Genomic DNA, 23,521 nt, shown 5'->3' on the forward strand with positions numbered 1-23,521 from the left:
CTGCCGATGAACCAGCCACCCGATGCCACCTCCGCGAGCTGCCGCGAGCAGGCGCTCGCCGCGTGGCAGCGCGGCGACCTGGCCGCAGCCGAGGTTGCTTTCCGGCGTTTGCTCGAACGCCAGCCCCACGATGCCGAGGCCTTGCAGTTCCTGGCCGACCGCCAGTGGGCGGCGGGCAACGCGGCGGGTGCCCTCGAGCTGCTGCAGGCGGCGCATCGCGCCGAGCCGCAGGACGCCGGCGTGCTGCATCGGCTGGGCGAGCTGCAGATGCTGGCCGGCGCATGGCCCGACGCTGTCGACAGCCTGGGCAAGGCCCTGCAGCTCGCGCCCGGCCTGTTCGTGGCGGGGCTGCGCCTGGGCGTGGCGCTCGAGCGCCAAGGCAGCCGGCATGCCGCGATGCTGGCCTATCTCGGCGCGATCGACACCGCGCAGGCGCAGGGGCGCTGGCTCAGCGACGACACCACGGCGCCCGGCCTGCGCGACGCGGTGAAGCACGCCACGCGCTTCGTGGCGGCCGCTCGGCGCGAACTGTTCGACGCGATCATCGAACCGCTGCGGCAGCGCTACGGACGCTCCGAGCTGGCCCGCGTCGACCAGTGCCTGGCGATCTATCTCGGCGAGCAGGCGGCCAACCTGCCGGACCCGCGGCAGCGGCCGAAATTCCTGTACTTCCCGGGCATCCCCGGCCAGACCTTCTATCCGCCCGAACGCTTTCCGGCACATGCGCGGCTGGAGGCGGCCTGCGACACGATCCGCGAGGAATTGCGCGCGGTGCTGGCGCATGCGGCGGACACCCTGGTGCCGTTCCTCGGCGCGCCTTCGAGCGCGGCCGTGGCGGCCGAGCTGCTGGCCGCCTCCGGTCCGCAGGACGCGGCGTGGGACGCGTTCTTCTTCCAGCGGCATGGCGTGCGCCACGACGCGCACTGCCTGCGCTGCCCACAGACCAGTGCGCTGCTGGACTCGCTGCCGCTGGTGCGGATTCGCGAGCACGCGCCGGAAACGCTGTACTCGGTGCTGCGCCCCGGCACGCATATCCTGCCCCACCGCGGGGTCACCAACACCCGCCTGGTCACCCATCTGCCGCTGATCGTGCCGGCGGACTGCGCCTTGCGCGTGGGCGGCGAGACGCACGTCTGGCAGGAAGGCCGCTGCGTCACCTTCGACGACACCTTCGAACACGAGGCGTGGAACCACAGCGACCGCGACCGCGTGGTGTTGATCCTGGACAGCTGGAACCCCGACCTCAGCGAGGCGGAGCAGGCGGCGGTGGCCGACCTGGTCGCTGCCATCGGCGATTTCAACCGCGCCGGCCAGCCGGCGGCGGCGCCTTCGACGCAGGCCTGATCGGCTGCTGGCGAAAAGGCGGCCAAACCCGTCTCGCCGGTTGCGCGCGGAAGCGGATCTCGGAGTAATCTTCGGACGGTTGCGCGACGTTGACGAACAACGCCACATCGCGCGACGTGTGCCCGGGGGGGGACTCGACAAAGATCGAAGGCTGGGAACGGACTACCAACAACCACTGGGGAGACCAAATGAAATACGGCATGAACCACCTGTCACTGGCGGTGCGCCTGGCCCTGACCGCCGGCGCGCTGACGATCGCCGGCCTGGCCCAGGCGCAAACGCAGACACCACCGGCCGATACACCGTCCTCGACGGACCAGAACACGCCACCGTCCAAGAACAAGGCCAAGACCCTGCAGTCGGTCGTGGTGACCGGCTCGCTGATCCGCCGCGTGGAAGTCGAGACGGCCAGCCCGGTGGTGACGCTGGATCGCGCCACGCTGACCAACTCCGGCAAGCCGGTTCTGGGCGACGTGCTGCAGCAGATGCCGAGCATCTCCGGCAATGCCACCAACCCGGCGAACAACAGCAACGGCGGCGGCGTGGCCAGCCCCCTGCTGGAAGCCGGCGATGGCGCCTCGCGCGTCTCGCTGCGCGGCCTGGGCATCAACCGCACCCTGGTGCTGGTCAACGGCCAGCGCATGTCCAACCCGGACATCAACCTGATCCCGCCGGAGATGATCGATCGGGTCGACGTGCTGGCCGAGGGCGCCTCCACCGTGTACGGCTCGGACGCCATCGGCGGCGTGGTCAATTTCATCCTGCGCAAGGATTTCCAGGGCGCCCAGATCAGCCTGAACGACGGCATCTCCAGCCACGGCGACTCCCAGCGCCGGGGCTTCAACCTGACCGCCGGCGCCACCGGTGACAAGTTCAGCATCGCCGCCGGCCTCGACTACAACAAGTACGACGAGACGCTCGCCTCCCGGCGCAAGTTCTCCAGGCAGCAGTTGTACCTGTCCGGTGGCTCCGTGGTGGCCGCCGGTTCCAGCTCGATCCCGACCGGCCGCATCCAGGTGCCCTCCGCCATCGCCGCGCAGTACGGCTGCGACATCGATCCGGCGACCGACACCGCCATGGTGACGCTGGCCCAGGGCGACGGCTCCAGCCAGGCCGACTACCGTTGCCGGCTCGGCTCGGACACCTACAACTACGCCGCGCTCAACTACATCCAGACCGCGCAGAAGCGCACCAACGGCTTCGTGCTGGGCAGCTACAACTTCACCGACAGCCTCACCGGTTTCGTCGACGCGTTCTACAACCGCACGGAATCCAGCGGACAGGACGCGCCCTCGCCGGTGGGCACCGGTGACGGCCTGATCATCTCGTCGGACAATCCGATCAATCCGTTCGGCGTGACCTTCAGCCACGGCGCCGTGCCCGGCGACCCGGACAGCGGCTACAGCTTCCAGACCCGCCTGACCGGCGCCGGCACCCGCGTGCACAGCTACAAGACCAACACCGCCCAGATCAACACGGGCCTGCGTGGCAACTTCGGCCAGGACAGCAGCTGGATCTGGGACGCCTCGATCAACTACAGCCACACCAAGCGCGACCAGCGCGACACCAACGAGGTGGACATCCCGTCGCTGCAGGCCGCCGTCGACGCCGGTGCGAACATCTTCGACCAGGCCAGCGTCGGCGACCAGCTGAGCAAGGGCGTCAAGACGCCCATCTACGTATTCACCCAGTCCACCAAGCAGGCCCAGTTCAACGCCAGCGGCGAGCTGTGGGACCTGCCGGCCGGCGCGATGCAGCTCTCCGCCGGCGCGCTGTACCGCAAGCAGATGATGAACTACACGGTCAGCGACTTTGCCGTGCTGGACCCGGTGACCACCACCTGCCAGATCCTGCAGGAAGCCTGCGGCTCGCCCGGGCGCGGCGACTTCGACGTCAAGGAGGTCTACGCGGAAACGCTGATCCCGCTGCTGGCCGACCAGCCCTGGGCGCACTCGCTGAACCTCGACCTGGGCATCCGCAGCTCGAACTACAGCACCACCGGCACGACCACCAACGGCAAGGTCGCGATCGAGTGGCGCCCCACCGCCCAGTTGCTGTTGCGCGGCACGATCTCGCAGGTGTTCCGCGCGCCGAACCTCAACGAGCTCTACGACGGCCGCACCCTGGTCCAGCCGAACCTCAACGACCCCTGCGTGGGTCGCACCGCGGACGAGCTGGCGGCACACGCGGCCGCCTGCCAGTACGTGCCGGTGAACTGGGCCGGCAACTCGCCGGCGCAGGTCAACACGTTCTACTCCGGCGCCAACACGGTGGGAGCGAAGCTGAAGCCCGAAAAGGGCAAGTCGGTCAATATCGGCCTGGTCTACGACCCGGACTGGATCCCCGGCCTGTCGACCAGCCTCGATTTCTGGCACATCTACCTGTCCGACACGCTGACCGCGATCCAGGCCGACACCGTGGTCAGCTCCTGCTACAACAACGCCAGCAGCCCGTATTGCTCGTTCATCCAGCGCGAGGACAACACCAGCCGGCAACCGGGCCAGGTGTTCCTGATCAACACGCCGGTGGTCAACCTGGGCAACACCAGCACCAGCGGCATCGACTACACCCTGCGCTACAAGATCCCGCACTTCGACCTGGGCGGGATGGATCCCGGCAACTTCCGCGCCGGCCTCAACACCAGCTATACCTCGACCTACAACGTCAACGCCACGCCCGGCGAGCCCGGCGCGAAAACGGTCAACTACGCCGGCACGTTCACCCCGCAGTTCGGCAACATCTCGCGCTGGCGCGGCACGCTCACGCTCAACTGGGACAAGGGCAACTGGAATGCCCAGTGGCAGTCGCGCTACGTGCACCGGCTGACCGCGCTCAACGGTGACGCGGCGGTCGCCGGGGTGAACATCCCGATGGCTTCAGTGCTGTACCACTCGATCCAGCTGGGCTATGCGGTGCCGTCGATCCACACCCGCTTCGACGTGGGCGTGGACAACCTCAGCAACAAGCTGCCGCCGCTGATCTACCAGAACGGCGGAAACTACAACGTCGACACCGCCACCTACGATGTGCTCGGCCGCTACTACTGGGTGCGCGCCACGATCAAGTTCTGAGGTCCCGCTGCAACCGGGCGCTGCGGAAGTTCCGCAGCGCCTACCCAGGAGGGCCGCGATCCGTCGCGGCCCTCTTGCATAATGCGTACTGGGATGACCGACGGAGCACGCATGTCCACTGCGACGGATCTGGCCAGGGCGATGGCCGCGGCCTGGAACGCCGGCGAACCGGAGCGGGTCATCGCCCTCGCCGGGCAGACCGCGCCGTCATGGCGGGATGACGAAGCCGTGCTGTCGCTGCTCGGCCTGGCGCAACAGGCCTGCGGCCACGTGCAGCAGGCCGCGACAAGCTTCCGCCGGCTGGCGCAGCTGCAACCGGAGGTTTCCGCACACTGGAACAACCTCGCCGTGGTCTGCCGCGAAGCAGGCGAGCTGGCCGAGGCCGAACAGGCCTTGCTGACGGCGCTGCCGCTGGCACCCGACGATGCCGAAGTGCACTACAACCTCGGCCTGCTGCGCATCCAGCAGCGGCAGTGGCTGGCCGCCCGGCAGAGCCTGCTGGACGCCGTGCAGCTGTCGCCGCATTTCATCGAGGCCCGCCTGCAGGCAGCCCACGCCTGCCACGTCTGCGGCGACAACACCCAACAGGAAGCGCTGCTGGACGGCGCCGGCGACTGGCCGCCGCAAACGGCCGAGCATGCCCTGCTGCTGTCGGCGATGCTTTCCGTCCAGGGCGAACTGGACACTGCGCTGCGCACGCTGGCCCAGGCGCAACTGCCGACCGAACCGGCGGCCACGATCATGCGCCTGCGCATCGCGGCGCAGCGGGTGCTGCTGCATGAACGGAACAACCTGCTCGACGCAGCGCGGGAAGCATTGCAGCAGTTGCCCATCGATGCGCTCGACGCCCTGCCCGCGCAGGCGGAACAGGCGCGCGCCGAAGGCTGGCGTGCGCACGCCGCGATGGCGATGCGCGCAGGCGAGGCGGCCGTGGCGGCGACGCTGCAGACCCGCGCGCTGGCCAGCGCGAGCGACGACGAGAGCCGGGCCGGCGCCGCCTTCGGGCTGGCCTCCGCGCTTGATCGACAAGGTCGCTACGCCGAAGCGTGGCAAGCCTTGCAGCAGGCGCACAGCGCCCAGCGCGAGATTGCCCGCCACGTGGTGCCGGAACTGCTGCCGGCGGACAGCCGGCCGCTGCAGGTCAGCGCCGAGCGGGTCGGCCGCGAAGAGAACGCACGCTGGCGCCCGCTGGCCGCCCCCGACAGCCGGCACAGCCCGGTCTTCGTGGTCGGCTTCCCCCGCTCGGGCACCACCTTGCTGGAACAGATGCTCGACGCCCATCCGGACTTCCGCTCGATGGACGAGCGCGCCCACGTGCATGACCTGATCGAGGCGATGCAGCTGGTCGGCCAGCGCTATCCGGCGGACCTGGCGGAACTGAGCCAGCAGGATGCGGATCAACTGCGCGGCGTGTACTGGCGGCAGGCGCGACGGGTCGCACCCGATCTGGGCGAGCGGCGCCTGGTCGACAAGAATCCGCTCAACATGCTGTGCCTGCCGATGATCATGCGGCTGTTTCCGCACGCGCGCATCATCCTGTGCCTGCGCCATCCCTGCGACGTGCTGCTCAGCTGCTACATGCAGTCGTTCCGTTCGCCGGCCTTCATGATGCTGTGCTCGTCACTGCCGCGACTGGCGCAGGGTTACGCCCACGCGTTCGAGCAATGGTTTGCCGACGCCGAGGTATTCGCGCCCGCCGTGCTGGAGTGGCGCTACGAATCGGTGGTCAGCGGGCTGGACGAGCAACTCGCCCGGCTGGGGGACTTCCTCGAAACAACGGACACCGCGGCGATGGTCCGCTTCGCCGAACATGCACGGAGCAAGCGCTTCATCAGCACGCCCAGTTATGCGCAGGTGACCGAGGGCGTCCATCGGCGGGCGGTGGGGCGCTGGCAGAACTATCGCCAGCAGTTCGAGCCGGTGCTGCCCGTGCTGCAGCCATGGATTGAGCGGCTGGGCTATCGCCCATGAAAAAGGAGGCGGTGCCATGCACCGCCTCCTTTCAGGCTTGCCGCTGTTGCCGCGCGGATCGACTCAGTGCTGCTGCAGCACGCCGGACGTGTCCGGCTGGGCATTCACCACGCTGACGCCCGACTTGCCGCCGTAAGGCAGCACTTCGCTGGCCAGTTTCGGATCGGCCTTGATCATGCCGATCGCGTCGAACAGGATGTGCGCCGTTTCGTTGAGCTGCACGTCCTTGGCCTTCTTGGCGTCCTTCTCCTGCTTCAGCTCGCTCTTCAGGCTGCGCTCGTTCGCGTTCAGGCCATCGTCCAGGCTGCTGGCCTCGTCGGCGAGCGAGGCGTCGGTGCCGTCGATGGCCTTGTGCCGCGCGCGGAAGTCGGCCTGGATCGCCTCCAGCTTCTTGCGCTCGGCTTCGCGGGTGGCCAGGTTCAGCGAGATCGAGGTCTTCGCCCGCATCGTGCGGTACTGGGCCAGTTCGTCCAGCATCAGCTTCCACGCGGGCGACTGCGCCACACGGTCGGCGTGCAGCTTCTCCAGCCGCGGCAGGTAGTCGGCGAAATTCGCCACCACCTGGTAGTCGGCCGGCGCGATCTGGGTCCACTTCAGCGCGTTCTCGTAGGTCGACTCGCCGAAGTCCTTCTCGTCGCCGTTCTTCGGGAACGCGATGTCGGGGGTGACGCCCTTCAGCTGGGTGGAACCGCCGTTGATGCGGAAGAATTCCTGGATGGTCATCTTCAGCTCGCCCAGCTGCGGCTTCTCGTCGTCGCTCTGGGCGAAGCGGTCCAGGTCGACCAGGTTCTGCACGGTGCCCTTGCCGAAGGTGGGCTCGCCGATGATCAGGCCACGGTGGTAGTCCTGGATCGCCGCGGAGAAGATTTCCGAGGCGGACGCGGTGCCGCGGTTGACCAGCACCGCCAGCGGGCCGCTCCACACCATGCCCGGGTCGTCGTCGCCCTGCTGCTCGACCTGGCCCTTGGAGTCGCGCACCTGCACCACCGGGCCCTTGTCGATGAACAGGCCGGTCAGCGAATTGGCCTCGGCCAGCGAGCCGCCGCCGTTGTTGCGCAGGTCGACCACCACGCCCTGCACGCCTTCCTGCTTCAGCTCGCCGAGCAGGCGGGCCACGTCGCGGGTGGCGCTCTTGAAGTTCTTGTCGCCGGCGCTGCGTGCACCGAAGTCGGAATAGAAGGTGGGCAGGTCGATCACGCCGATCTTGCGGGTGACGCCGCCGTCCTTGATCTCGACGACCTTCTTCTTCGCTGCCTGCTCCTCGATGCTGACCTTCTTGCGCACCAGGGTGACGATCTCGTGCTTGCCGTCCACGCCCGCGTCGGCGGGCAGGATTTCCAGCCGCACCACGGTGTCCTTCTTGCCGCGGATGCGGTTGACCACGTCGTCGAGGCGCCAGCCGATCACGTCGACGATCGGGCCGTTGTCGCCTTGGCCGACGCCGACGATGCGATCGCCGACCTGGACCTTGCCGGACTTGCCGGCCGGACCGGCGGGCACCAGCTCGCGGATCTGGGTGTAGTCGTCACGCGCCTGCAGCACCGCGCCGATGCCTTCCAGCGACAGCTTCATCGAGATGTCGAAGTTCTCGGCCGCGCGCGGGCCGAGGTAATCGGTGTGCGGGTCGGTGGTTTCGGCGTACGCGGTCATGAAGGTCTGGAACGCGTCCTGACCGTCGAGCTGCTTGATCCGTTCGATGTAGGCGGCGTAACGCTTGTCCAGCGTCTTGCGGATGTCCGCGTCGTCCTGGCCGGCCAGCTTCAGGCGCAACCAGTCGTTCATGGTGCGCTTGCGCCACAGCTCGTCCAGCTCGGCCTGGTCCTTCGGCCAGTCGGCGTGTTCGCGGTCGAAGGTGTAGCTCTGCTCGGCGGAGAAGTCGAAGCCCTGCTTGAGCAGGCCGCGGGCGTAGGTCATCCGCTCCACGGCGCGCTGCACGTAGGCGTTGAAGATGGCGAACGGCGCGGACAGGTCCTGGTTCCAGATCGCGTCGTCCAGCTTGGTCTTGCTGGGTGCGAACTTGGCCATGTCGGCCTGGGTGAAGAACACCTTCTCGCTGTCCAGCAACTTGAAGTAGGCGTTGTAGATGCGCGCCGACATCGCGTCATCGAGCGGCTGCGCGTCGTAGTGGAAGCGGGTCAGGAAGCGCGCCGACAGCTGCGCGGCCTGCGCTTCCTCCGGCGTCGAAGTCAGCGGCCAGGTGGCTGCCTTGCGCGGCTTGCCCGCGCCCATGTCGGCGGCGGACTGTGCCTGGGCGCCGGTGGCGGCAAGGGCTAGCAGCAGGAACAGCGCGGGACGAAATTTCATGGAGGCTCTCAGGCTGTCTCGGTGACACCGGCTGCATGGGCCTGCAGGTCGGCGTGGTAGGACGAACGTACCAGCGGGCCGGAGGCGACGTGATGGAAGCCCATCGCCTCACCGGCTTCGCGCAGCATGTCGAATTCTTCGGGGGTCCAGTAGCGCACCACCGGATGATGGTGGGGCGTGGGCTGCAGGTACTGGCCGATGGTGATCATCTCGACGTCATGGGCGCGTAAATCGCGCAGCGTCTCGATCACCTGGTCATACGTCTCGCCCAGGCCGAGCATGATGCCGGACTTGGTCGGCACGTCGGGATGCTGCGCCTTGAAGCGCTTGAGCAGGTCCAGCGACCACTGGTAGTCGGCGCCCGGGCGCACCTCGCGGTACAGGTGCGGCACGGTTTCCAGGTTGTGGTTGAACACATCCGGCGGGAAATCCTTGAGCACTTCCAGCGCCCGTTCCATGCGGCCCTTGCCGCGGAAGTCGGGGGTGAGGATCTCGATCCGGATGTTCGGGCTGGCGTGGCGCGTGGCGCGGATGCAGGCGGCGAAATGTTCGGCGCCACCGTCGCGCAGGTCGTCACGATCGACCGAGGTGATCACCACGTACTTCAGGCGCATGTCGCGGATGGTCTCGGCCAGTCGCGCCGGTTCCAGCGTGTCTGGCGGCAGCGGGCGGCCATGCGCCACGTCGCAGAACGAGCAGCGCCGGGTGCACACCTCGCCCAGGATCATGAACGTGGCGGTGCCCTTGCTGAAGCATTCGTGGATGTTCGGGCAGGACGCTTCCTCGCACACGGTGACCAGCGAGTTCTCGCGCAGGCGCGCCTTCAGCTGCTGCACCGCGTTGCCCTGGGGCAGGCGCACCCGGATCCACGACGGTTTGCGCAGGGTTGGCACGGCAGTGTCGAAGCCGGCGCGGTTCAGCGCGATCTTGTCGTTGCCCAGCTGCTTTTCACCGGCCGGGGCGTTGCCGACCACGGTGATCGGGATGACCCGGGTCGACGATGTGGGTGATTCGCTCATGTAGAAAGCTCAGACCGCCGCGCGCGCGGGGAGTTCGGGTAATAGGGAAGCTGCAGGCTCGGCGACGAAACCGAACTGGCGACAGAACTGCGCCACCAGCACGTCCTCGACCGTGGCCAGGCTTGAAGGGCCGCCCAAGTCTAGCAGTTGCGTGACCGCCAGATCCTTGTAACCGCAAGGGTTGATGCGGTGAAACGGCTCCAGGTCCATGGCCACGTTGAAGGCCAGCCCGTGGAAGCTGCAGCCGCGGCGCACGCGCAGACCCAGTGCAGCAACCTTGGCCTCGCCCACGTAGACACCCGGCGCGCCTTCGCGGCGCGCGGCGCTGACGTTCCAGTGCGCCAGCGTATCGATCAGCGACTGCTCGATCCGGTGGACCAGCTCGCGCACGCCCACCCCGACCCGGCGCAGGTCGATCAGCGGATAGCCGACAATCTGACCCGGGCCGTGATAGGTCACCTGGCCGCCGCGATCGACCGGAATCACCGGGATGTCGCCCGGTGCCAGCACGTGCTCCATCTTGCCGGCCTGGCCCAGGGTGAACACCGGGTCATGCTCCAGCAGCCACAGTTCGTCGGGCGTGTCCGCGGTGCGGTTGTCGGTGAACGCACTCATCGCCCGCCAGGTCGCCGCGTAGGGCTGGCGACCGAGGCGACGGATTTTCAGCGGCAACGACATGGGGAACCTTGGGAAACGGGAAACGGGAAACGGGAAACGGGAAACGGGAAACGGGAAAGTTGGAGGCGTTGCACAGAGAGTCAAGGACGCATGGCAAAACCGAGCCGATCAACGCGGGGCGGCACGAAAATTGTGCGCCCCACTCCGTTCCCCGATCCCGCCCTTCAATGCGTGTAGCGGATGTCCGGATCGGCGCGCAGCGCGTGATGCGCTGCTTCGTACTGCTCGCGGTTTTCGCAATGGAAGCTGACCGTGACCGAGACATAGTTGCCGGCGCCGGAGTGCCGGTGCCGCACGGTTTCATGCAGCACGCGCAGGCCGGCGCGCTCCAGCAGCTGCGGCACGTGGCTGGGCAGGTTGGCGCTGGAATTGCCCACCGCGGTGATCTCGAACTCGCCGGGGAATTCGAAACCCTTGCCTTCCTCTTTCGCCTTGGTGAAGTCGATCGGCTGCATTACTTCGCGTCCGTGCTCTTGGCCGGCACCTCGGCGTCGGCCTTCTTGTCGCTGTGGAACCACAACATGATGCTGTCCCACAGGCGCGAGAAGAAGCCGCCCTGCGGTGCATCGGCCAACGCCACCAGCGGCACGTTCTGCACCGGCTTGCCGTCCAGCGTGATGTGCAGCGTGCCCACCTGCTGACCCTTGGTGAACGGGGCGATCAGGGTGGCGGGGATGTCCATGGTGGCCTTCAGCTGGTCGTACTGGCCGCGCTTGACGGTGACCTGCACGCTCTCGTTGACGCCCAGCGGCAACTGGTTGGACGCACCCTTCCACAGCTTCGGCGTAGCCAGCGGCTTGCCGGCTTCATACAGCTTGTGGGTCTCGTAGAAACGGAAGCCGTAGTTGAGCAGGGCCATCGCCGAATCGGCGCGCGCCTTCTCGCTGCTTGCACCCATCACGATCGCGATCATCCGCGACTCGCCCTGCTTGGCCGAGGCGGCCAGGCAGTAGCCGGCGGCGGCGGTGTGGCCGGTCTTGATGCCGTCCACACTGGGGTCGCGCCACAGCAGGGTGTTGCGGTTGTGCTGCTTGATGCCGTTCCACTCGAACTCCTTCACCGCGGAGATCGCGTAATCCTCGGGGAAGTCGTGGATCAGCGCGCGCGACAGGATCGCCACGTCGTGCGCGGTGGTGTAGTGGTTGGCGATCGGGTAACCGGAGGCGTTCTCGAAGTTGGAGTTCACCATGCCGAGCTGCCTGGCGTAGGCATTCATCAGGCCGGCGAAGGCCTGCTCGGAGCCCGCAGTGTGCTCGGCCAGCGCGATCGCCGCGTCATTGCCGGACTGGATGATCATGCCGTACAGCAGGTCCTTCAGCGGCACCTGGCTGTTGAGCTTCATGAAGCTGGTGGAGCCGTCGGTGCCCGCGCCACCGCCACGCCAGGCGTTTTCGCTGATGGTCACCGGGTCGGTCATGTGCACCTTGCCGTTGGAGACCTCGGCCGAGACCACGTAGTCGGTCATGATCTTGGTGATCGATGCCGGCTCCAGCCGCAGGTCCGGCTCCTTGCTGGCCAGGATCTGGCCGGTGGCGTAATCCATCAGCACCCAGCTCTTGCCGTCGACGTCCGGCGGCGGAGGCACCGGCGCCTCCGGCACCACCGGACGCGGCACCGGTGACGGGCGCGGCGGGGTCTGGGCGACGGCGACGCCGACCAGCAGGGTGACGGCGGCAAGCGGAAGCAGGGTGCGGCGGAAAAAATTCATCGTGTTGTTCAGTCCGGTGTCTGGCGTTCGACGTCGCAGGCGTCGATCAAGGTGGAAAAGGTTGCGCAAATCCTGCTCAGTCTACCGCGACCTGCGGCCGGGGCAGACCCATGCCTTCGATCCGGCTGCTGACCTGGTCGGCGCGATCGACGCTGGCCAGCGGCCCGACCCGCACCCGACGCACGCGCTGGCCGTTGATCACCGCGTCGGTGACCTGCACCGCGCCAAGGTTGGCCTGACGCAGGCGCTGGGCCAGGCGGTCGGCGTTGTCCGCGTCGGCGAACGCGCCAATCTGCAGGTAGATGCCGGGATGTGAGCCTGTGACCACGGGCGCCGGCGGCAGTTCCTTGCCGGGCCGGGACGGGTCGATGCCCTGCACTTCGACCAGGCCGGTGCCCTTGGGCCAGATGCCGATCTTCACCGCGGCGGCGTAGGACAGGTCGATCAGCCGGTTGTCGTGGAACGGGCCGCGGTCGTTGACCCGCACGATCACGCTCTTGCCGGTTTCGAGATTGGTCACCCGCGCATAGCTGGGCAGCGGCAGCGTGGTGCTGGCGGCGCTGAACGCATACATGTCGTAGGTTTCCAGGCTGGAGGTCTTGTAGCCGTGGAACTTGTTGCCATAGAACGAGGCAATGCCGCGCTCGTCGTAGCCGCGCGCGCTGGGCAGCACGCGATAGCTCTTTCCGCGCACGCTGTACGGCGACTTGTTGCCATACAGCGAGCGCGGCTCGACCTTCGGCACCGGCTCGACCAGCTTGCTGACATCCAGTGGCGGCGGCACGCTGTCCTCGCCGTCGCGGTAGCGGCTGCCCTGCGGCTTGCTGAGGTCGTCCTCGAAGCGGTCGTCGCCGGAGGTCCGGGACGGGCTCGACGGCGACGTCCGCGAATGACCGTCGCGATGAGCGGGCTTCGTGCGGTGGCCACCGCACGCGGCCAGCAGCAGGCCCGCCGCCAGCACCAGCGCGACGCGGGCCAGCCTCATCGCGCCGCTTCCGCCGGGCCAACGCCAGCCGCGATGGCCTGCGCCAGCTGGTTCACCGCCATCGCGTACAGCGGACTGCGGTTGTAGCGGGTGATCACGTAGAAGTTCTGGAAGGTGAACCAGTATTCCGGCCCGTTCGGGCCTTCCAGCGTCTGCAGGCTGCTGGGTTCGGCCGGCGACAGCGGTTGCAGCGGCGCATAGCCCCACGCCTCCAGTTGCTCCAGTGGCCACTTCGGGCTGGTGTCGGTCACCGTGGGCGGTGTTGCCGACGCATCCGGTTGTGCGCGCGCCGCTACCGGACCACCGGTGACCCAGCCATGCTTCACGAAATAATTGGCCACGCTGGCGAAGATGTCCGGCAGCGAGTTCTGCAGATCGATATGGCCGTCGTGATCCGCGTCCACCGCGAAGTCGCGGATGCTGGTGGGCATGAACTGGCCCCAGCCCTGGGCGCCGGCATACGAGCCGGTGAGCGTGTCCAGCGGGCCGGCCAAGTGGTTGTCCGGCAGGCTCAGCAGTTCCTTCAGCTGTTCGCGGAAGAACTTCGCCCGGGGCGGGTAGTACAGACCCAGCGTGACCAGCGCGTCGAGCACCTTGTACTTGCCGGTGTTGCCGCCGTAACTGGTCTCCACGCCCACGATGGCCACGATGTATTGCGGCGCCACGCCGTACTGCCTGCCGATCTGATCCAGCAGTGCACGGTGCTCGCGATAGAAGGCCACGCCATCGTCGATGCGCTTGTCGGTGAGGAAGATCGGCCGGTAATCCTTCCACGGCTTGCCCTCCGCCGGCCGGCTGATCGCATCGAGGATGCTCTGCTGCATCTTCGCGCCGTCCAGCAACGCATTCAGCGCCTGCGGACTCTTGCCGGTTTCCCGCGCCACCTCGCGCACCAGTTCGGCCTGGCCGGGATGGGTGGCAGCCAGCACCGGCGTCAGCGCGGCCACCCACAACAGGCTGAGGACGGCGAGAAAACGGGCCGGGCGCGGCGCAGGCGTGGCTGTCATGTTGTGGTTTCGCTCACAGAATTACCATGTCCACGAAAGCCTAACACGCAGGCGCGCGCAACTTCGGGCACGCACGGGACGGTGCGCTGGCGAGGTTCAGAGATGCGTCTTGCGGTTGGCATGGATCGACATCAGCACGCCGAAGCCGGTCAGCAGCGAGACCGCCGAGGTGCCGCCATAGCTGATCATCGGCATCGGCACGCCGACCACCGGCAGCATGCCGGCGACCATGCCGCCGTTGACGAAGACGTAGACGAAGAAGCTCATGCCGATCGCGCCGGCAAGCAGGCGCGAGTAGGTATCGCGCGCCTCCATCGCGAGCCACAGGCAGCGGCCGATGATGAAGGCGTACAACGCCACCAGCGCGCACACGCCGACCAGGCCGAACTCTTCGGAGAACACCGCGAAGATGAAGTCGGTGGTGTGCTCGGGCAGGAAATCCAGCCGCGACTGCGTGCTGTGCTGCCAGCCCTTGCCGAAGATGCCGCCGGAACCCACCGCGATCTGCGACTGGATGATGTGCCAGCCGTTGCCCAGCGGATCGGATTCGGGATTGAGCAGGGTCAGCACGCGGTCGCGCTGGTACTGGTGCAGGAAGTGCCAGCCGACCGGGATCATGCCGGCGACCGCGCCGACCAGCAGGCCGATCCGCCACCACGCCATGCCGGACAGGAACAGCGCGAAGGCGCCGGCGGCCGTCACCAGCACCGCGGTGCCCAAGTCCGGTTGCTCGGCGATCAGCCCGGCCGGGATCGCGATCAGCAGGCCTACCACGGCGATGTCCTTCCAGCCCGGCGGCAACTGGCGCGGGTGCAGGTACCAGGCGACCATCATCGGCATGGTCAGCTTGAGCAGTTCGGACGGCTGGAAACGCATGAAGCCGAGGTCGAGCCAGCGGATCGAGCCGCGCCCCTCGCCGAGGATCGCCACCACCACCAGCAAAGCGGTGCTGCCGCCATACAACCACGGCGTCCAGCTGCGCAGCACCGAAGGCGGGATGCGCGACACCAGCAGCAACAGGCCTGCGCCCAGCACGAAGCGACCGGCCTGGCCGCCGACCAGGGACAGGTGGGCGTCGCCGGCGCTGTACAGCGTGACCAGTCCGGTGATCGCCAGTACGAACAGGCCCAGTGCCAGCGGCAGGTCGATCCGGGGCCGGGTCAGTATCCGCCGCAGGAAGCGCCGGCCACGCGCGTAGAGCACCTCGATCATGGCGTGTCTCCGCTTGAGGTGGCTTGGGCCGGGATGTCCTCGACCTGCTCGTCGTTCGGAACCTCGGCGGGAGCGCTTGCCGGCGTGGCGCTCGACACCGGCAGGCGTTCCGCGTCGGGAATCACGCCGCCGTGCGAGGCGAGCCACGCGTCGAGGATCTGGCGGGCGATCGGGCCGGCCGAGCTGGCGCCCCACGCGCCGGATTCCAGCAGCACGGCCACCGCGATCTGCGGGTTGTCCGCGGGCGCGTAGACCTCGAACCAGGCGCGGTTGCGGCTGGCCAGGTAGGCCAGGTTGCTGCGGTCGTCGTAGGCATTGGTGGTGCGCGAGTAACGCTCTGCGGTGCCGCTCTTGCCGGCCAGGCGGTAGGGGAAGCCGTTCACCAGCGTGCGCCCGGTGCCCCGCTCGCCATACATCACCCGCTCCATGCCCAGGTTGACGGCATCCCAATCGGCCGGCTTTCGAATCACCGACGGTCCGCTGGGCGGGTTGGCCAATGGCTGCAGCGGCGCGTTGACGCCATCGCGGGTCGCCATCACCAGCCGTGGGGCGTAGGGAATGCCATGACCGGCAAAGGTGGCGATCGCATGGCCGAGCTGCAGCGGCGTCACCGCCCAGAAGCCCTGGCCGATGCCGGCGATGACCGTTTCTCCCGGATACCAGGGCTGTTTGGAGTTGGCCGCTTTCCATTCGCGCGAGGGCAGCACGCCGGCCGACTCGCCGATCAGGTCGATCCCGGTCGGCTTGCCGAAGCCGAACTTGGCCATGTAGGCACTGAGCTTGTCGATGCCCATGTCCAGGGCGAGCTTGTAGAAATAGGTGTTGACCGATTGCTCGATCGCGCCGGCCAGGTCCACGCGCCCCACGCCGCCGCGCTGGTCGTCGCGATAGCCGCGGGCCTGGCCGGGAATGTAGAACACGCCGGTGGAAACCACGGTGTCCTGTGGCGTACGCAGGCCGCTCTCCAGGCCAGCCAGGCCGACCAGCGGCTTGACGGTGGAGCCTGGCGGATAGACGCCACGCAGCGCCCGGTTGTAGAGCGGCTTCTCCGGGTCGTTGGTCAACGCGCTGTAGTCGGCCTGGCTGATGCCGTTGACGAACAGGTTGGGATCGAAGGTGGGCACGCTGACCATCGCCAGCACCTGGCCATTGCGCGGATCAATCGCCACCGCGGCGCCGGGCCGACCGGCGAACGCCTCTTCGGCGGCCTTCTGCAGGCGCACGTCGATGCTGAGGTAGAGGTTCTTGCCCGGCTTGGGCGCATGCGTTTCCAGCACGCGCTGGGTGCGACCGTCGGCGTTCACCTCCAGCAGTTCGTAGCCCGGCGTGCCGTGCAGCATGTCTTCGTAGGACCGCTCGATGCCGCTGCGGCCGACGTGGCTGGTGCCCTTGTAGCGGACCGGATCGAGGCGATCCACGTCGTCGGCGTCGATGCGCCCGACATAGCCCACGACATGGGCGAACATTTCGCCCAGCGGATAACGCCGGGTCAGGTACGGCACCACGTCCACGCCGGGGAAGCGCCAGCGATTGACCGCGAAGCGGTCGATCTCGTCCTCGGTCAGGCGCAGCTTCAGCGGCACGCTCTCGAAGCGCCGGCTCTGCCTGAGCTGCTTGTGGAAGGCGTCCAGATCGTCCTGGTCCAGCGGCACCACGTGGCCCAGCTGTTGCAGCAATGCCGGCATGTCCTTGACCTGCTCGGGCACCACTTCCAGCCGGAACGCCGGCACGTTGTCGGCCAGCAGCACGCCGTTGCGGTCGTAGATCAGGCCGCGCGCCGGGGGAATCGCCCGTGGCTTGACCCGATTGTTCTGCGAGCGGGTGACGAATTCCTCGTGGTGCGCCACCTGCAGGAAGGCAAAGCGCACCAGCAGCAGACACAAGCCCAGCAGGATCAGCACGAAGGCAGCCGCGGCGCGACGCCTGAACAGCAGGCTTTCGCCACGCGGGTCCTTGATCGATCGCCGGATCTTCATGTCACTGGTTCATGTTTCATTGAATCCGCAGCCGTGCGCGCAGATCGTCGAGCAGCAGGAACAGGAACGGCCACAAGGCGGCGCCGACGAAGGGCGAAATCCACCAGCTGGCCGGCGGCAGCGAGGCACCGGCCAGCAGCCGCACCAGCAACAGCAGGATGCGGTCGTTCAACAACAGCGCGAGCACGGCCAGCGCCTGCTGCCACATCGGGAAAAAGCGCAGCCGCGAACGGAAACGCAGGGCGATGAAGACCAGCGCGCACAGGCGCAACGCCTGTTCGCCCAGCACCACGCCGTTGAGCAGGTCGGCGCCGAGTCCGATCATGAAGGCCAGTCCTAGGGTGACCCGGTCCTCCGATTCCAGCGACCAGTACAGCAGGAACAGTGCCGGCCAGTACGGCTTGAACGGCTCCAGCACGCCGGGCAACGGCACCAGCATCGACAACAGTGCGAATACCAGGGTGCCGGCAAACCACCACTGGCTCAGGCGTTGCCGGCTCATGGCTTCACCTCGCCGGCCGCGGCCGGTGCGGCGACACTGGCGCCAGGCGCCAGCTGGCTGGGCGGGCCCATCGGCTTGACCGGCGCGGGCGGGCCATCGGGTTCGGCCTGGTCATGCAGCAGCAGCACGTCCTCGCTGCGGTCGATGTCCGCCGCCGGCTTCGCCAGCGCGACCAGGAACATGCCGGTGGGCGCCGGCGCCACCGAGCGCACGTCGCCGACCGGGAAGCCGGGCGGGAAGCGGCCACCGAGGCCCGAGGTGAGCAGCTTGTCACCGACGCGCACGTCCGCCGCCAGCGGAATGGTGGGCAGCGCCAGCTCGTCGCCGTCGCGGGAACCGTAGGCCACGGTGCGCAAGCCCGTGCGCTCGACCACCACCGGAATCGCATGCGCCGGATCGGTGATCAGCATCACCACCGAGGTGGTCGGCAGAACTTCCTTGACCTGCCCCATCACGCCGTGGGCATCGATCACCGGCTGGCCCGGCCGGACGCCGTCGCGGGCGCCCATGTTCAGGGTCAACTGGTAGCGATACGCGCCGAGGTCCACGCCGATGACCCGCGCCAGTTGCACGTTGAGATCGAGGCTGTGCTGCGTGTCCAGCAATTCCTTCAGGCGCTGGTTCTGTTCCGCCACAGCCGCCATGCGGTTGAGCTTGGCGTTCGCCAGCAGCAGGTCCTCGCGCAGACGCTGGTTCTGTTCGGTAAGACGCTGGCGATCGGCGAAGGCCACGCTCATCGTGCGCACACCGACGGCAGGCAGGCCAGCCAGGCGGTACACCGGCTCGACCACGGCTGACGCGGTGTCGCGCAGCCGCCACAGCCAGCCATTGCGATGGTCCAGCACCATCAGCACCATGGCCAGCGCCAGGTAGACGATCAGCCGCAGGGTTCCCGCGGCATTGCCGGCGAACAGCGGCGAGGATTCGTCGCGCGCACGCGCCATGAGCAGGCTCTCGCCTTATTCGGGTGCGAAGAAGTCGCTGCCGTGCTGATCGATCAGCTCCAGCGCCTTGCCGCCGCCACGCGCCACGCAGGTCAGCGGATCGTCCGCCACCTGCACGTGCAGGCCGGTTTCCTCGGAGATCAGCCGGTCCAGGTCGCGCAGCAGGGCACCGCCACCGGTGAGCACGATGCCGCGCTCGGCGACGTCGGAGCACAGTTCCGGTGGAGTCTGCTCCAGTGCCGACTTCACCGCGGCCACGATGCCGGCCAACGGCTCGTGCAGGGCCTCGAGGATCTCGTTGGAGTTGATCGTGAACATCCGCGGCACGCCCTCGGCGAGGTTGCGGCCGGAGATCTCGATCTCCTTGACGTCGGCTTGCGGGAAGGCACAGCCGATCTGCAGCTTGATCCGCTCGGCGGTGGATTCGCCGATCAGGGTGCCATGGTTGCGACGCACGTAATTGATGATCGCCTCGTCGAAGCGATCGCCTCCGACACGCACGGACTGCGAGTAGACGATGCCGTTCAGCGAGATCACCGCGACCTCGGAGGTGCCGCCGCCGATGTCAAGCACCATCGCGCCACGCGCCTCGTGCACCGGGATGCCGGCGCCGATCGCCGCGGCCATCGGCTCCTCGATCAGGAACACGTCGCGGGCGCCGGCGCCTTCGGCCGATTCCTTGATCGCGCGGCGCTCGACCTGGGTCGAACCGCACGGCACGCACACCAGCACGCGCGGGCTCGGGCGCAGGAAGCGCGACTTGTGCACCTGCTTGATGAAGTGCTGCAGCATCGCCTCGGTCATGGTGAAGTCGGCGATCACGCCGTCCTTCATCGGCCGCACGGTGGCGATATTGCCCGGCGTGCGGCCGAGCATGCGCTTGGCGTCGCCACCGACCGCCGCGATCGTGCGCGGACCACCGGGGCCACGATCCTGGCGGATCGCCACCACCGACGGTTCGTTCAGCACGATGCCCTGCCCACGCACGTAGATCAGCGTGTTGGCCGTGCCGAGGTCGATGGAGATGTCGTTGGAGAAGATCCCGCGAAACTTCTTGAACATGAGTCCGCCGTGGTCCGGCCTGGTTAAAAAGTAAGCTCGCCAGTCTAGTCAGCGTGCCCCGCATGCGCAAGGACATTAACGTTAAGAAATCCTTCTACAACACGACCCTAAGCACGTTTTCTGCGTCGCAGGCTGAGCTTCGGGGATGGCCAGAAAGTCGCCAATCCGGGCGGATGGCGTTAAGATCGCCCCTTTGACCGGGGCCGTCCGGTGCGGCCTGCGCCGTCCCGCGGCGATACGGTTTTCCATTCTCTGCCCAGGGGCTCCCGCGCATCATGTCTGCCGTCATCTGCGGATCGCTGGCCTACGACACCATCATGGTGTTCCAGGACCAGTTCAAGAACCACATCCTGCCCGATCAGATGCACATCCTGAATGTGTCGTTCCTGGTGCCGCGCATGCGACGCGAGTTCGGCGGCTGCGCCGGCAACATCGCCTACAACCTCAAGCTGCTCGGCGGCGATCCGCTGCCGGTGGCCGCGGTGGGTCAGGATTTCGCGCCGTATCGTGCGCACATGGAGCAGTGCGGGATCTGCCTGGACAGCGTGCGCGTGTTCGACGACCAGTTCACGCCGCAATGCTTCATCACCACGGACCTGGACAACAACCAGATCACCGCGTTTCATCCCGGCGCGATGTCCAGCGCCCAGGAAAACCACGTACGCGACATCCCCGACATCGATTTCGCGATCGTGGCACCGGACGGCCGCGAGGCGATGCTGCAGCATGTCGACGAGTTCGCCGCACGCGGCGTGCCCTTCATCTTCGATCCGGGCCAGGCGATGCCGTTGTTCAGCGGCGAAGAGTTCCGCTCGATGATCGCCAAGTCGACCTACGTGATCGTCAACGATTACGAATCGCAGCTGCTGCAGACACGCACCGGCTGGAGCGCCGACGAAATCGCGCAGAAGGTGACCGCTTACATCGTCACCCAGGGCCCGCGCGGATCGGTCATCCACGTCGGCAGCGAGACCCACCACATTCCGCCGGCCCGCGAGCGGCAGATCGTCGACCCCACCGGTTGTGGCGACGCTTATCGCGCCGGGCTGATGTTCGGCATCATGCGCGGCAAGGACTGGCCGACCGTGGGTCGCATGGCTTCGCTGATGGGTGCGCTCAAGGTCGAACATCCCGGCACGCAGAACCAGCGTTTCGGCTACGCCGATTTCGCCGCCGAGTTCCTGGACCAGTTCGGCTACGCGCTCGACTGAAGCCGGCCATCACCGCTTGAAGAACGAGGCCCCGCGCATGCCGCCGGGGCTTCTTTTTTCAAGCCACCCGAAAACCGATGGTGGCATGCACCGCATCGCGCCAGCCCTGGTACAGGCGCTCGCGATCGGGTTCGGCCATCAATGGCTGGAAGCGCTGATCGATCCGCCACAACTTCGCAATCTGCGCACGGTTTTCCCAGAATCCCACAGCCAGCCCTGCCAGACACGCCGCGCCCAGCGCCGTCGTCTCGGCGACCTTCGGACGCAGCACCGGCACACCGAGCATGTCACTCTGGAACTGCGCCATGAAGTCGTTGGCGATCGCTCCACCATCGGCGCGCAACTCCTTCAACGGAATGCCCGCGTCGGCCTCCATCGCGGACAACACATCGCGCGACTGGTAGGCCATGGATTCCAGCGCAGCGCGCACCACGTGTTCCTTGCGGGTGCCACGCGACAGGCCGAACATCGCGCCCCGCACGTCGCTGCGCCAGTACGGTGCCCCGAGACCGACGAAGGCCGGCACCAGGTACACGCCCTCGCAGGAATCCACGCTTTCGGCGCAGGCTTGCGAGTCACTGGCGCATTCGAGCATGCGCAAGCCATCGCGCAGCCACTGCACCACCGAGCCGGCGACGAAGATGCTGCCTTCGAGCGCGTACTCGACGACGCCATCCAGCTTCCACGCCACGGTGGTCAGCAAACCGTGGCGCGAAGGCACCGCCTGCGTACCCGTGTTCATCAGCATGAAGCAGCCGGTGCCATAGGTGTTCTTGGCCATGCCCGGTTCAAAGCAGGCCTGGCCGAACAACGCCGCCTGCTGATCGCCGGCCACGCCGCTGATCGGCACCCCGGCCGGCACGCCGGGGAAGGCCACGGTATGGCCGTAGACCTCACTGCACGAGCGCACCTGGGGCAACATGCTGCGCGGGATGTCCAGCATGCGCAGCAGCTCGTCGTCCCACTGGCCGGTGTGGATGTCGAACAGCAGCGTCCGCGCCGCATTGCTGATGTCGGTGACATGCAATGTCCCGCCGCTGAGATTCCAGATCAGCCAGCTGTCGATCGTGCCGAACAGCAGGTCGCCACGTTCCGCCCGGGCACGGGCGCCATCGACGTGATCGAGAATCCAGCGGATCTTGCTGCCGGAGAAATACGCATCGATCAGCAGGCCGGTCTTCTCACGCACCAGTGATGCGTAGCCGTCCGCTTCCAGTTGCTCGCAGATCGCCAGGCTCTGCCGCGACTGCCACACGATCGCGTTGCAGACCGGCTTTCCGGTGTGCCGGTCCCACACCACGGTGGTCTCGCGCTGGTTGGTGATGCCGATGCCGGCCAACATCGTCGCCGCATCCGGCACCCGGGCCAGAACCTCGGCCACCGTCGCCAGCACACTCGACATGATCTCCTGCGGGTCGTGTTCGACCCAGCCGGGCTGCGGAAAGATCTGTCGAAACTCGCGTTGCGCCGATCCGACGACCGCGCAGGCACGGTCAAACAGCATCGCGCGTGAGCTGGTCGTCCCCTGGTCTATCGCCAAAATATAACGCTGTTCCACCGCACACCCTTCACGCGAACCCGTCGGTCAAGAGTAGCAACTGGCCTGCGCGATGGGTGGTCGCCGTGATTCGATCGATCGCGCTCAGTGTGCCTCGGCGTGCTTGCCGACCGGCTGGGTCAGCTTGTCGATGTATGCGAGGGCCACCGCCGACACCACGAAAGTCAGATGCAGCAGGATCTGCCACATGATCGTCTCGCCATCCATGTTGCGCGCCTTGATGAACGTGGCGAGCAGGTGGATCGAGGAGATGCCGATGATCGCCATCGCCAGCTTCACCTTCAACACGGTGGCATTCACGTGCGACAGCCACTCGGGCTGGTCCGGATGCCCTTCCAGCCGCAGACGGGAGACGAAGGTCTCGTAGCCTCCCACGATGACCATCACCAGCAGATTCGAGATCATCACCACGTCGATCAAACCGAGCACGGTCAACATGATCGTGGCCTCGGCGCTTTCCACCCCGCCGACGTCGACGCCGTTGTGGAACAACGTGGTCGAGACCAGATGCCACAGCTCACGCAGAAACTGCACGACGTAGATGCCCTGGGCCACGATCAGGCCCAGATAAAGCGGAAGCTGCAACCAGCGCGAAGAGAAGATCAGGTACGACAAGGGGCCGAGGCGGCTTGGGTTGGAAGTCGTCATGCGGGTCCGTGATGGGAGGAATCGGTCGATTCTAGCGACCACCGCAAGAAGCTGCGTTCGCGTATTCCATACTGCGGCAATTTGTCCCTCGTGGCGGTGACCTGTTGCGGGGTCGCGACCTGCGATCGCCACAGCAACTGTTCAAACGTCTCAAAGACGAAGGCCTCCCGATGGGGAGGTCTTCTAGGATAAAGCCCCTGGCGGTGACCTGTTGCGGGTCGCGACCTGCGGTCGCCACCGCAACAGCACCAAAGAAAAACCCCCACCGTTTCCGGTGAGGGTGTTTCAGGATAAAGCCCCTGGCGGTGACCTACTCTTGCA

Annotated in this window: 18 protein-coding genes; 4 read left to right on the top strand and 14 right to left on the bottom strand. The window is 67.1% G+C overall.

Going from position 1 to position 23,521, the window contains the following annotated elements; genetic code table 11:
- Positions 1-6: 6 nt before the first annotated feature.
- The 3 genes from AC3A56_RS05510 (at position 7) to AC3A56_RS05520 (ending at position 6,386) form a co-directional block, all read left to right on the top strand.
- Positions 7-1,344, top strand: coding sequence for an aspartyl/asparaginyl beta-hydroxylase domain-containing protein (locus tag AC3A56_RS05510; RefSeq protein WP_487769604.1), 1,338 nt, complete (start codon positions 7-9; stop codon positions 1,342-1,344).
- Between the two features lie 200 nt (positions 1,345-1,544).
- Positions 1,545-4,415 carry a TonB-dependent receptor domain-containing protein gene (locus AC3A56_RS05515; RefSeq protein ID WP_082585227.1) on the top strand — a complete coding sequence of 957 codons (2,871 nt, stop codon included), beginning with the start codon at positions 1,545-1,547 and terminating at the stop codon, positions 4,413-4,415.
- Positions 4,416-4,526: 111 nt separating this feature from the next.
- Positions 4,527-6,386 (top strand): sulfotransferase family protein, encoded by a 1,860-nt coding sequence (locus AC3A56_RS05520; protein ID WP_487769605.1) that lies wholly within the window; start codon positions 4,527-4,529, stop codon positions 6,384-6,386.
- A gap of 63 nt (positions 6,387-6,449) precedes the next feature.
- Here the strand turns inward: AC3A56_RS05520 and AC3A56_RS05525 are convergent, their stop codons facing one another.
- The 12 genes from AC3A56_RS05525 to AC3A56_RS05580 form a co-directional block, all read right to left on the bottom strand.
- Entirely contained in the window at positions 6,450-8,690 is a 2,241-nt protein-coding gene (locus AC3A56_RS05525; protein ID WP_487769606.1) for a carboxy terminal-processing peptidase, read from the bottom strand.
- An 8-nt stretch (positions 8,691-8,698) separates the two neighbouring features.
- Complete coding sequence (lipA, locus tag AC3A56_RS05530) at positions 8,699-9,709, bottom strand: lipoyl synthase (protein ID WP_056715475.1); 1,011 nt, start codon at positions 9,707-9,709, stop codon at positions 8,699-8,701.
- Between the two features lie 9 nt (positions 9,710-9,718).
- The gene (gene lipB, locus AC3A56_RS05535; protein WP_487769607.1) at positions 9,719-10,387 is read right to left on the bottom strand and encodes a lipoyl(octanoyl) transferase LipB; all 669 of its coding nucleotides are present in this window, start codon (positions 10,385-10,387) and stop codon (positions 9,719-9,721) included.
- A gap of 164 nt (positions 10,388-10,551) precedes the next feature.
- Positions 10,552-10,842, bottom strand: coding sequence for a YbeD family protein (locus tag AC3A56_RS05540; RefSeq protein WP_056715468.1), 291 nt, complete (start codon positions 10,840-10,842; stop codon positions 10,552-10,554).
- Positions 10,842-12,095, bottom strand: coding sequence for a D-alanyl-D-alanine carboxypeptidase family protein (locus AC3A56_RS05545; RefSeq protein ID WP_487769608.1), 1,254 nt, complete (start codon positions 12,093-12,095; stop codon positions 10,842-10,844). The genes AC3A56_RS05540 and AC3A56_RS05545 overlap by 1 nt, the downstream gene beginning before the upstream one ends.
- 76 nt (positions 12,096-12,171) lie before the next feature.
- On the bottom strand, positions 12,172-13,080 hold the full coding sequence (locus AC3A56_RS05550) for a septal ring lytic transglycosylase RlpA family protein (RefSeq protein WP_487769609.1): 909 nt from the start codon (positions 13,078-13,080) through the stop codon (positions 12,172-12,174).
- A complete protein-coding gene (mltB, locus tag AC3A56_RS05555) occupies positions 13,077-14,087 on the bottom strand; it encodes a lytic murein transglycosylase B (RefSeq protein ID WP_487769610.1) in 1,011 nt (336 codons plus the stop codon). Before mltB ends, AC3A56_RS05550 begins: the two co-directional genes overlap by 4 nt.
- Positions 14,088-14,183: 96 nt before the next feature.
- Positions 14,184-15,299 carry a rod shape-determining protein RodA gene (gene rodA / locus AC3A56_RS05560; RefSeq protein ID WP_487769611.1) on the bottom strand — a complete coding sequence of 372 codons (1,116 nt, stop codon included), beginning with the start codon at positions 15,297-15,299 and terminating at the stop codon, positions 14,184-14,186.
- Entirely contained in the window at positions 15,296-17,275 is a 1,980-nt protein-coding gene (mrdA, locus tag AC3A56_RS05565; RefSeq protein ID WP_487769612.1) for a penicillin-binding protein 2, read from the bottom strand. Before mrdA ends, rodA begins: the two co-directional genes overlap by 4 nt.
- A gap of 16 nt (positions 17,276-17,291) precedes the next feature.
- Positions 17,292-17,777: a rod shape-determining protein MreD gene (gene mreD, locus AC3A56_RS05570; RefSeq protein WP_007810444.1), complete on the bottom strand. Its 486-nt coding sequence runs from the start codon at positions 17,775-17,777 to the stop codon at positions 17,292-17,294.
- Complete coding sequence (gene mreC, locus AC3A56_RS05575; protein WP_056715452.1) at positions 17,774-18,721, bottom strand: rod shape-determining protein MreC; 948 nt, start codon at positions 18,719-18,721, stop codon at positions 17,774-17,776. Before mreC ends, mreD begins: the two co-directional genes overlap by 4 nt.
- A gap of 15 nt (positions 18,722-18,736) precedes the next feature.
- On the bottom strand, positions 18,737-19,783 hold the full coding sequence (locus tag AC3A56_RS05580) for a rod shape-determining protein (protein ID WP_007810448.1): 1,047 nt from the start codon (positions 19,781-19,783) through the stop codon (positions 18,737-18,739).
- Between the two features lie 275 nt (positions 19,784-20,058).
- Here AC3A56_RS05580 and AC3A56_RS05585 point away from each other — a divergent pair, with 275 nt between their 5' ends.
- On the top strand, positions 20,059-20,994 hold the full coding sequence (locus tag AC3A56_RS05585) for a carbohydrate kinase family protein (RefSeq protein WP_056764555.1): 936 nt from the start codon (positions 20,059-20,061) through the stop codon (positions 20,992-20,994).
- A gap of 58 nt (positions 20,995-21,052) precedes the next feature.
- Here AC3A56_RS05585 and glpK read toward each other — a convergent pair whose 3' ends face one another.
- Both glpK and AC3A56_RS05595 read right to left on the bottom strand, forming a co-directional pair.
- Entirely contained in the window at positions 21,053-22,552 is a 1,500-nt protein-coding gene (gene glpK, locus AC3A56_RS05590; RefSeq protein ID WP_487769613.1) for a glycerol kinase GlpK, read from the bottom strand.
- 84 nt (positions 22,553-22,636) lie between these two features.
- Positions 22,637-23,200 (bottom strand): TIGR00645 family protein, encoded by a 564-nt coding sequence (locus AC3A56_RS05595; RefSeq protein WP_056715444.1) that lies wholly within the window; start codon positions 23,198-23,200, stop codon positions 22,637-22,639.
- Positions 23,201-23,521 lie beyond the last annotated feature (321 nt).

The organism is Rhodanobacter sp. Soil_C_14 (genome assembly GCF_057657335.1).

Excerpts from the sequence above, each read along its gene's own strand:
- mltB (WP_487769610.1), bottom strand. The coding sequence starts at position 14,087 with ATGACAGCCACGCCTGCGCCGCGCCCGGCCCGTTTTCTCGCCGTCCTC.
- AC3A56_RS05510 (WP_487769604.1), top strand. The coding sequence starts at position 7 with ATGAACCAGCCACCCGATGCCACCTCCGCGAGCTGCCGCGAGCAGGCG.
- AC3A56_RS05540 (WP_056715468.1), bottom strand. The coding sequence starts at position 10,842 with ATGCAGCCGATCGACTTCACCAAGGCGAAAGAGGAAGGCAAGGGTTTC.
- mrdA (WP_487769612.1), bottom strand. The coding sequence starts at position 17,275 with ATGAAGATCCGGCGATCGATCAAGGACCCGCGTGGCGAAAGCCTGCTG.
- AC3A56_RS05580 (WP_007810448.1), bottom strand. The coding sequence starts at position 19,783 with ATGTTCAAGAAGTTTCGCGGGATCTTCTCCAACGACATCTCCATCGAC.
- rodA (WP_487769611.1), bottom strand. The coding sequence starts at position 15,299 with ATGATCGAGGTGCTCTACGCGCGTGGCCGGCGCTTCCTGCGGCGGATA.
- AC3A56_RS05595 (WP_056715444.1), bottom strand. The coding sequence starts at position 23,200 with ATGACGACTTCCAACCCAAGCCGCCTCGGCCCCTTGTCGTACCTGATC.
- lipB (WP_487769607.1), bottom strand. The coding sequence starts at position 10,387 with ATGTCGTTGCCGCTGAAAATCCGTCGCCTCGGTCGCCAGCCCTACGCG.
- AC3A56_RS05545 (WP_487769608.1), bottom strand. The coding sequence starts at position 12,095 with ATGAATTTTTTCCGCCGCACCCTGCTTCCGCTTGCCGCCGTCACCCTG.
- mreC (WP_056715452.1), bottom strand. The coding sequence starts at position 18,721 with ATGGCGCGTGCGCGCGACGAATCCTCGCCGCTGTTCGCCGGCAATGCC.
- AC3A56_RS05550 (WP_487769609.1), bottom strand. The coding sequence starts at position 13,080 with ATGAGGCTGGCCCGCGTCGCGCTGGTGCTGGCGGCGGGCCTGCTGCTG.
- AC3A56_RS05585 (WP_056764555.1), top strand. The coding sequence starts at position 20,059 with ATGTCTGCCGTCATCTGCGGATCGCTGGCCTACGACACCATCATGGTG.
- AC3A56_RS05515 (WP_082585227.1), top strand. The coding sequence starts at position 1,545 with ATGAACCACCTGTCACTGGCGGTGCGCCTGGCCCTGACCGCCGGCGCG.
- lipA (WP_056715475.1), bottom strand. The coding sequence starts at position 9,709 with ATGAGCGAATCACCCACATCGTCGACCCGGGTCATCCCGATCACCGTG.
- AC3A56_RS05520 (WP_487769605.1), top strand. The coding sequence starts at position 4,527 with ATGTCCACTGCGACGGATCTGGCCAGGGCGATGGCCGCGGCCTGGAAC.
- AC3A56_RS05525 (WP_487769606.1), bottom strand. The coding sequence starts at position 8,690 with ATGAAATTTCGTCCCGCGCTGTTCCTGCTGCTAGCCCTTGCCGCCACC.
- mreD (WP_007810444.1), bottom strand. The coding sequence starts at position 17,777 with ATGAGCCGGCAACGCCTGAGCCAGTGGTGGTTTGCCGGCACCCTGGTA.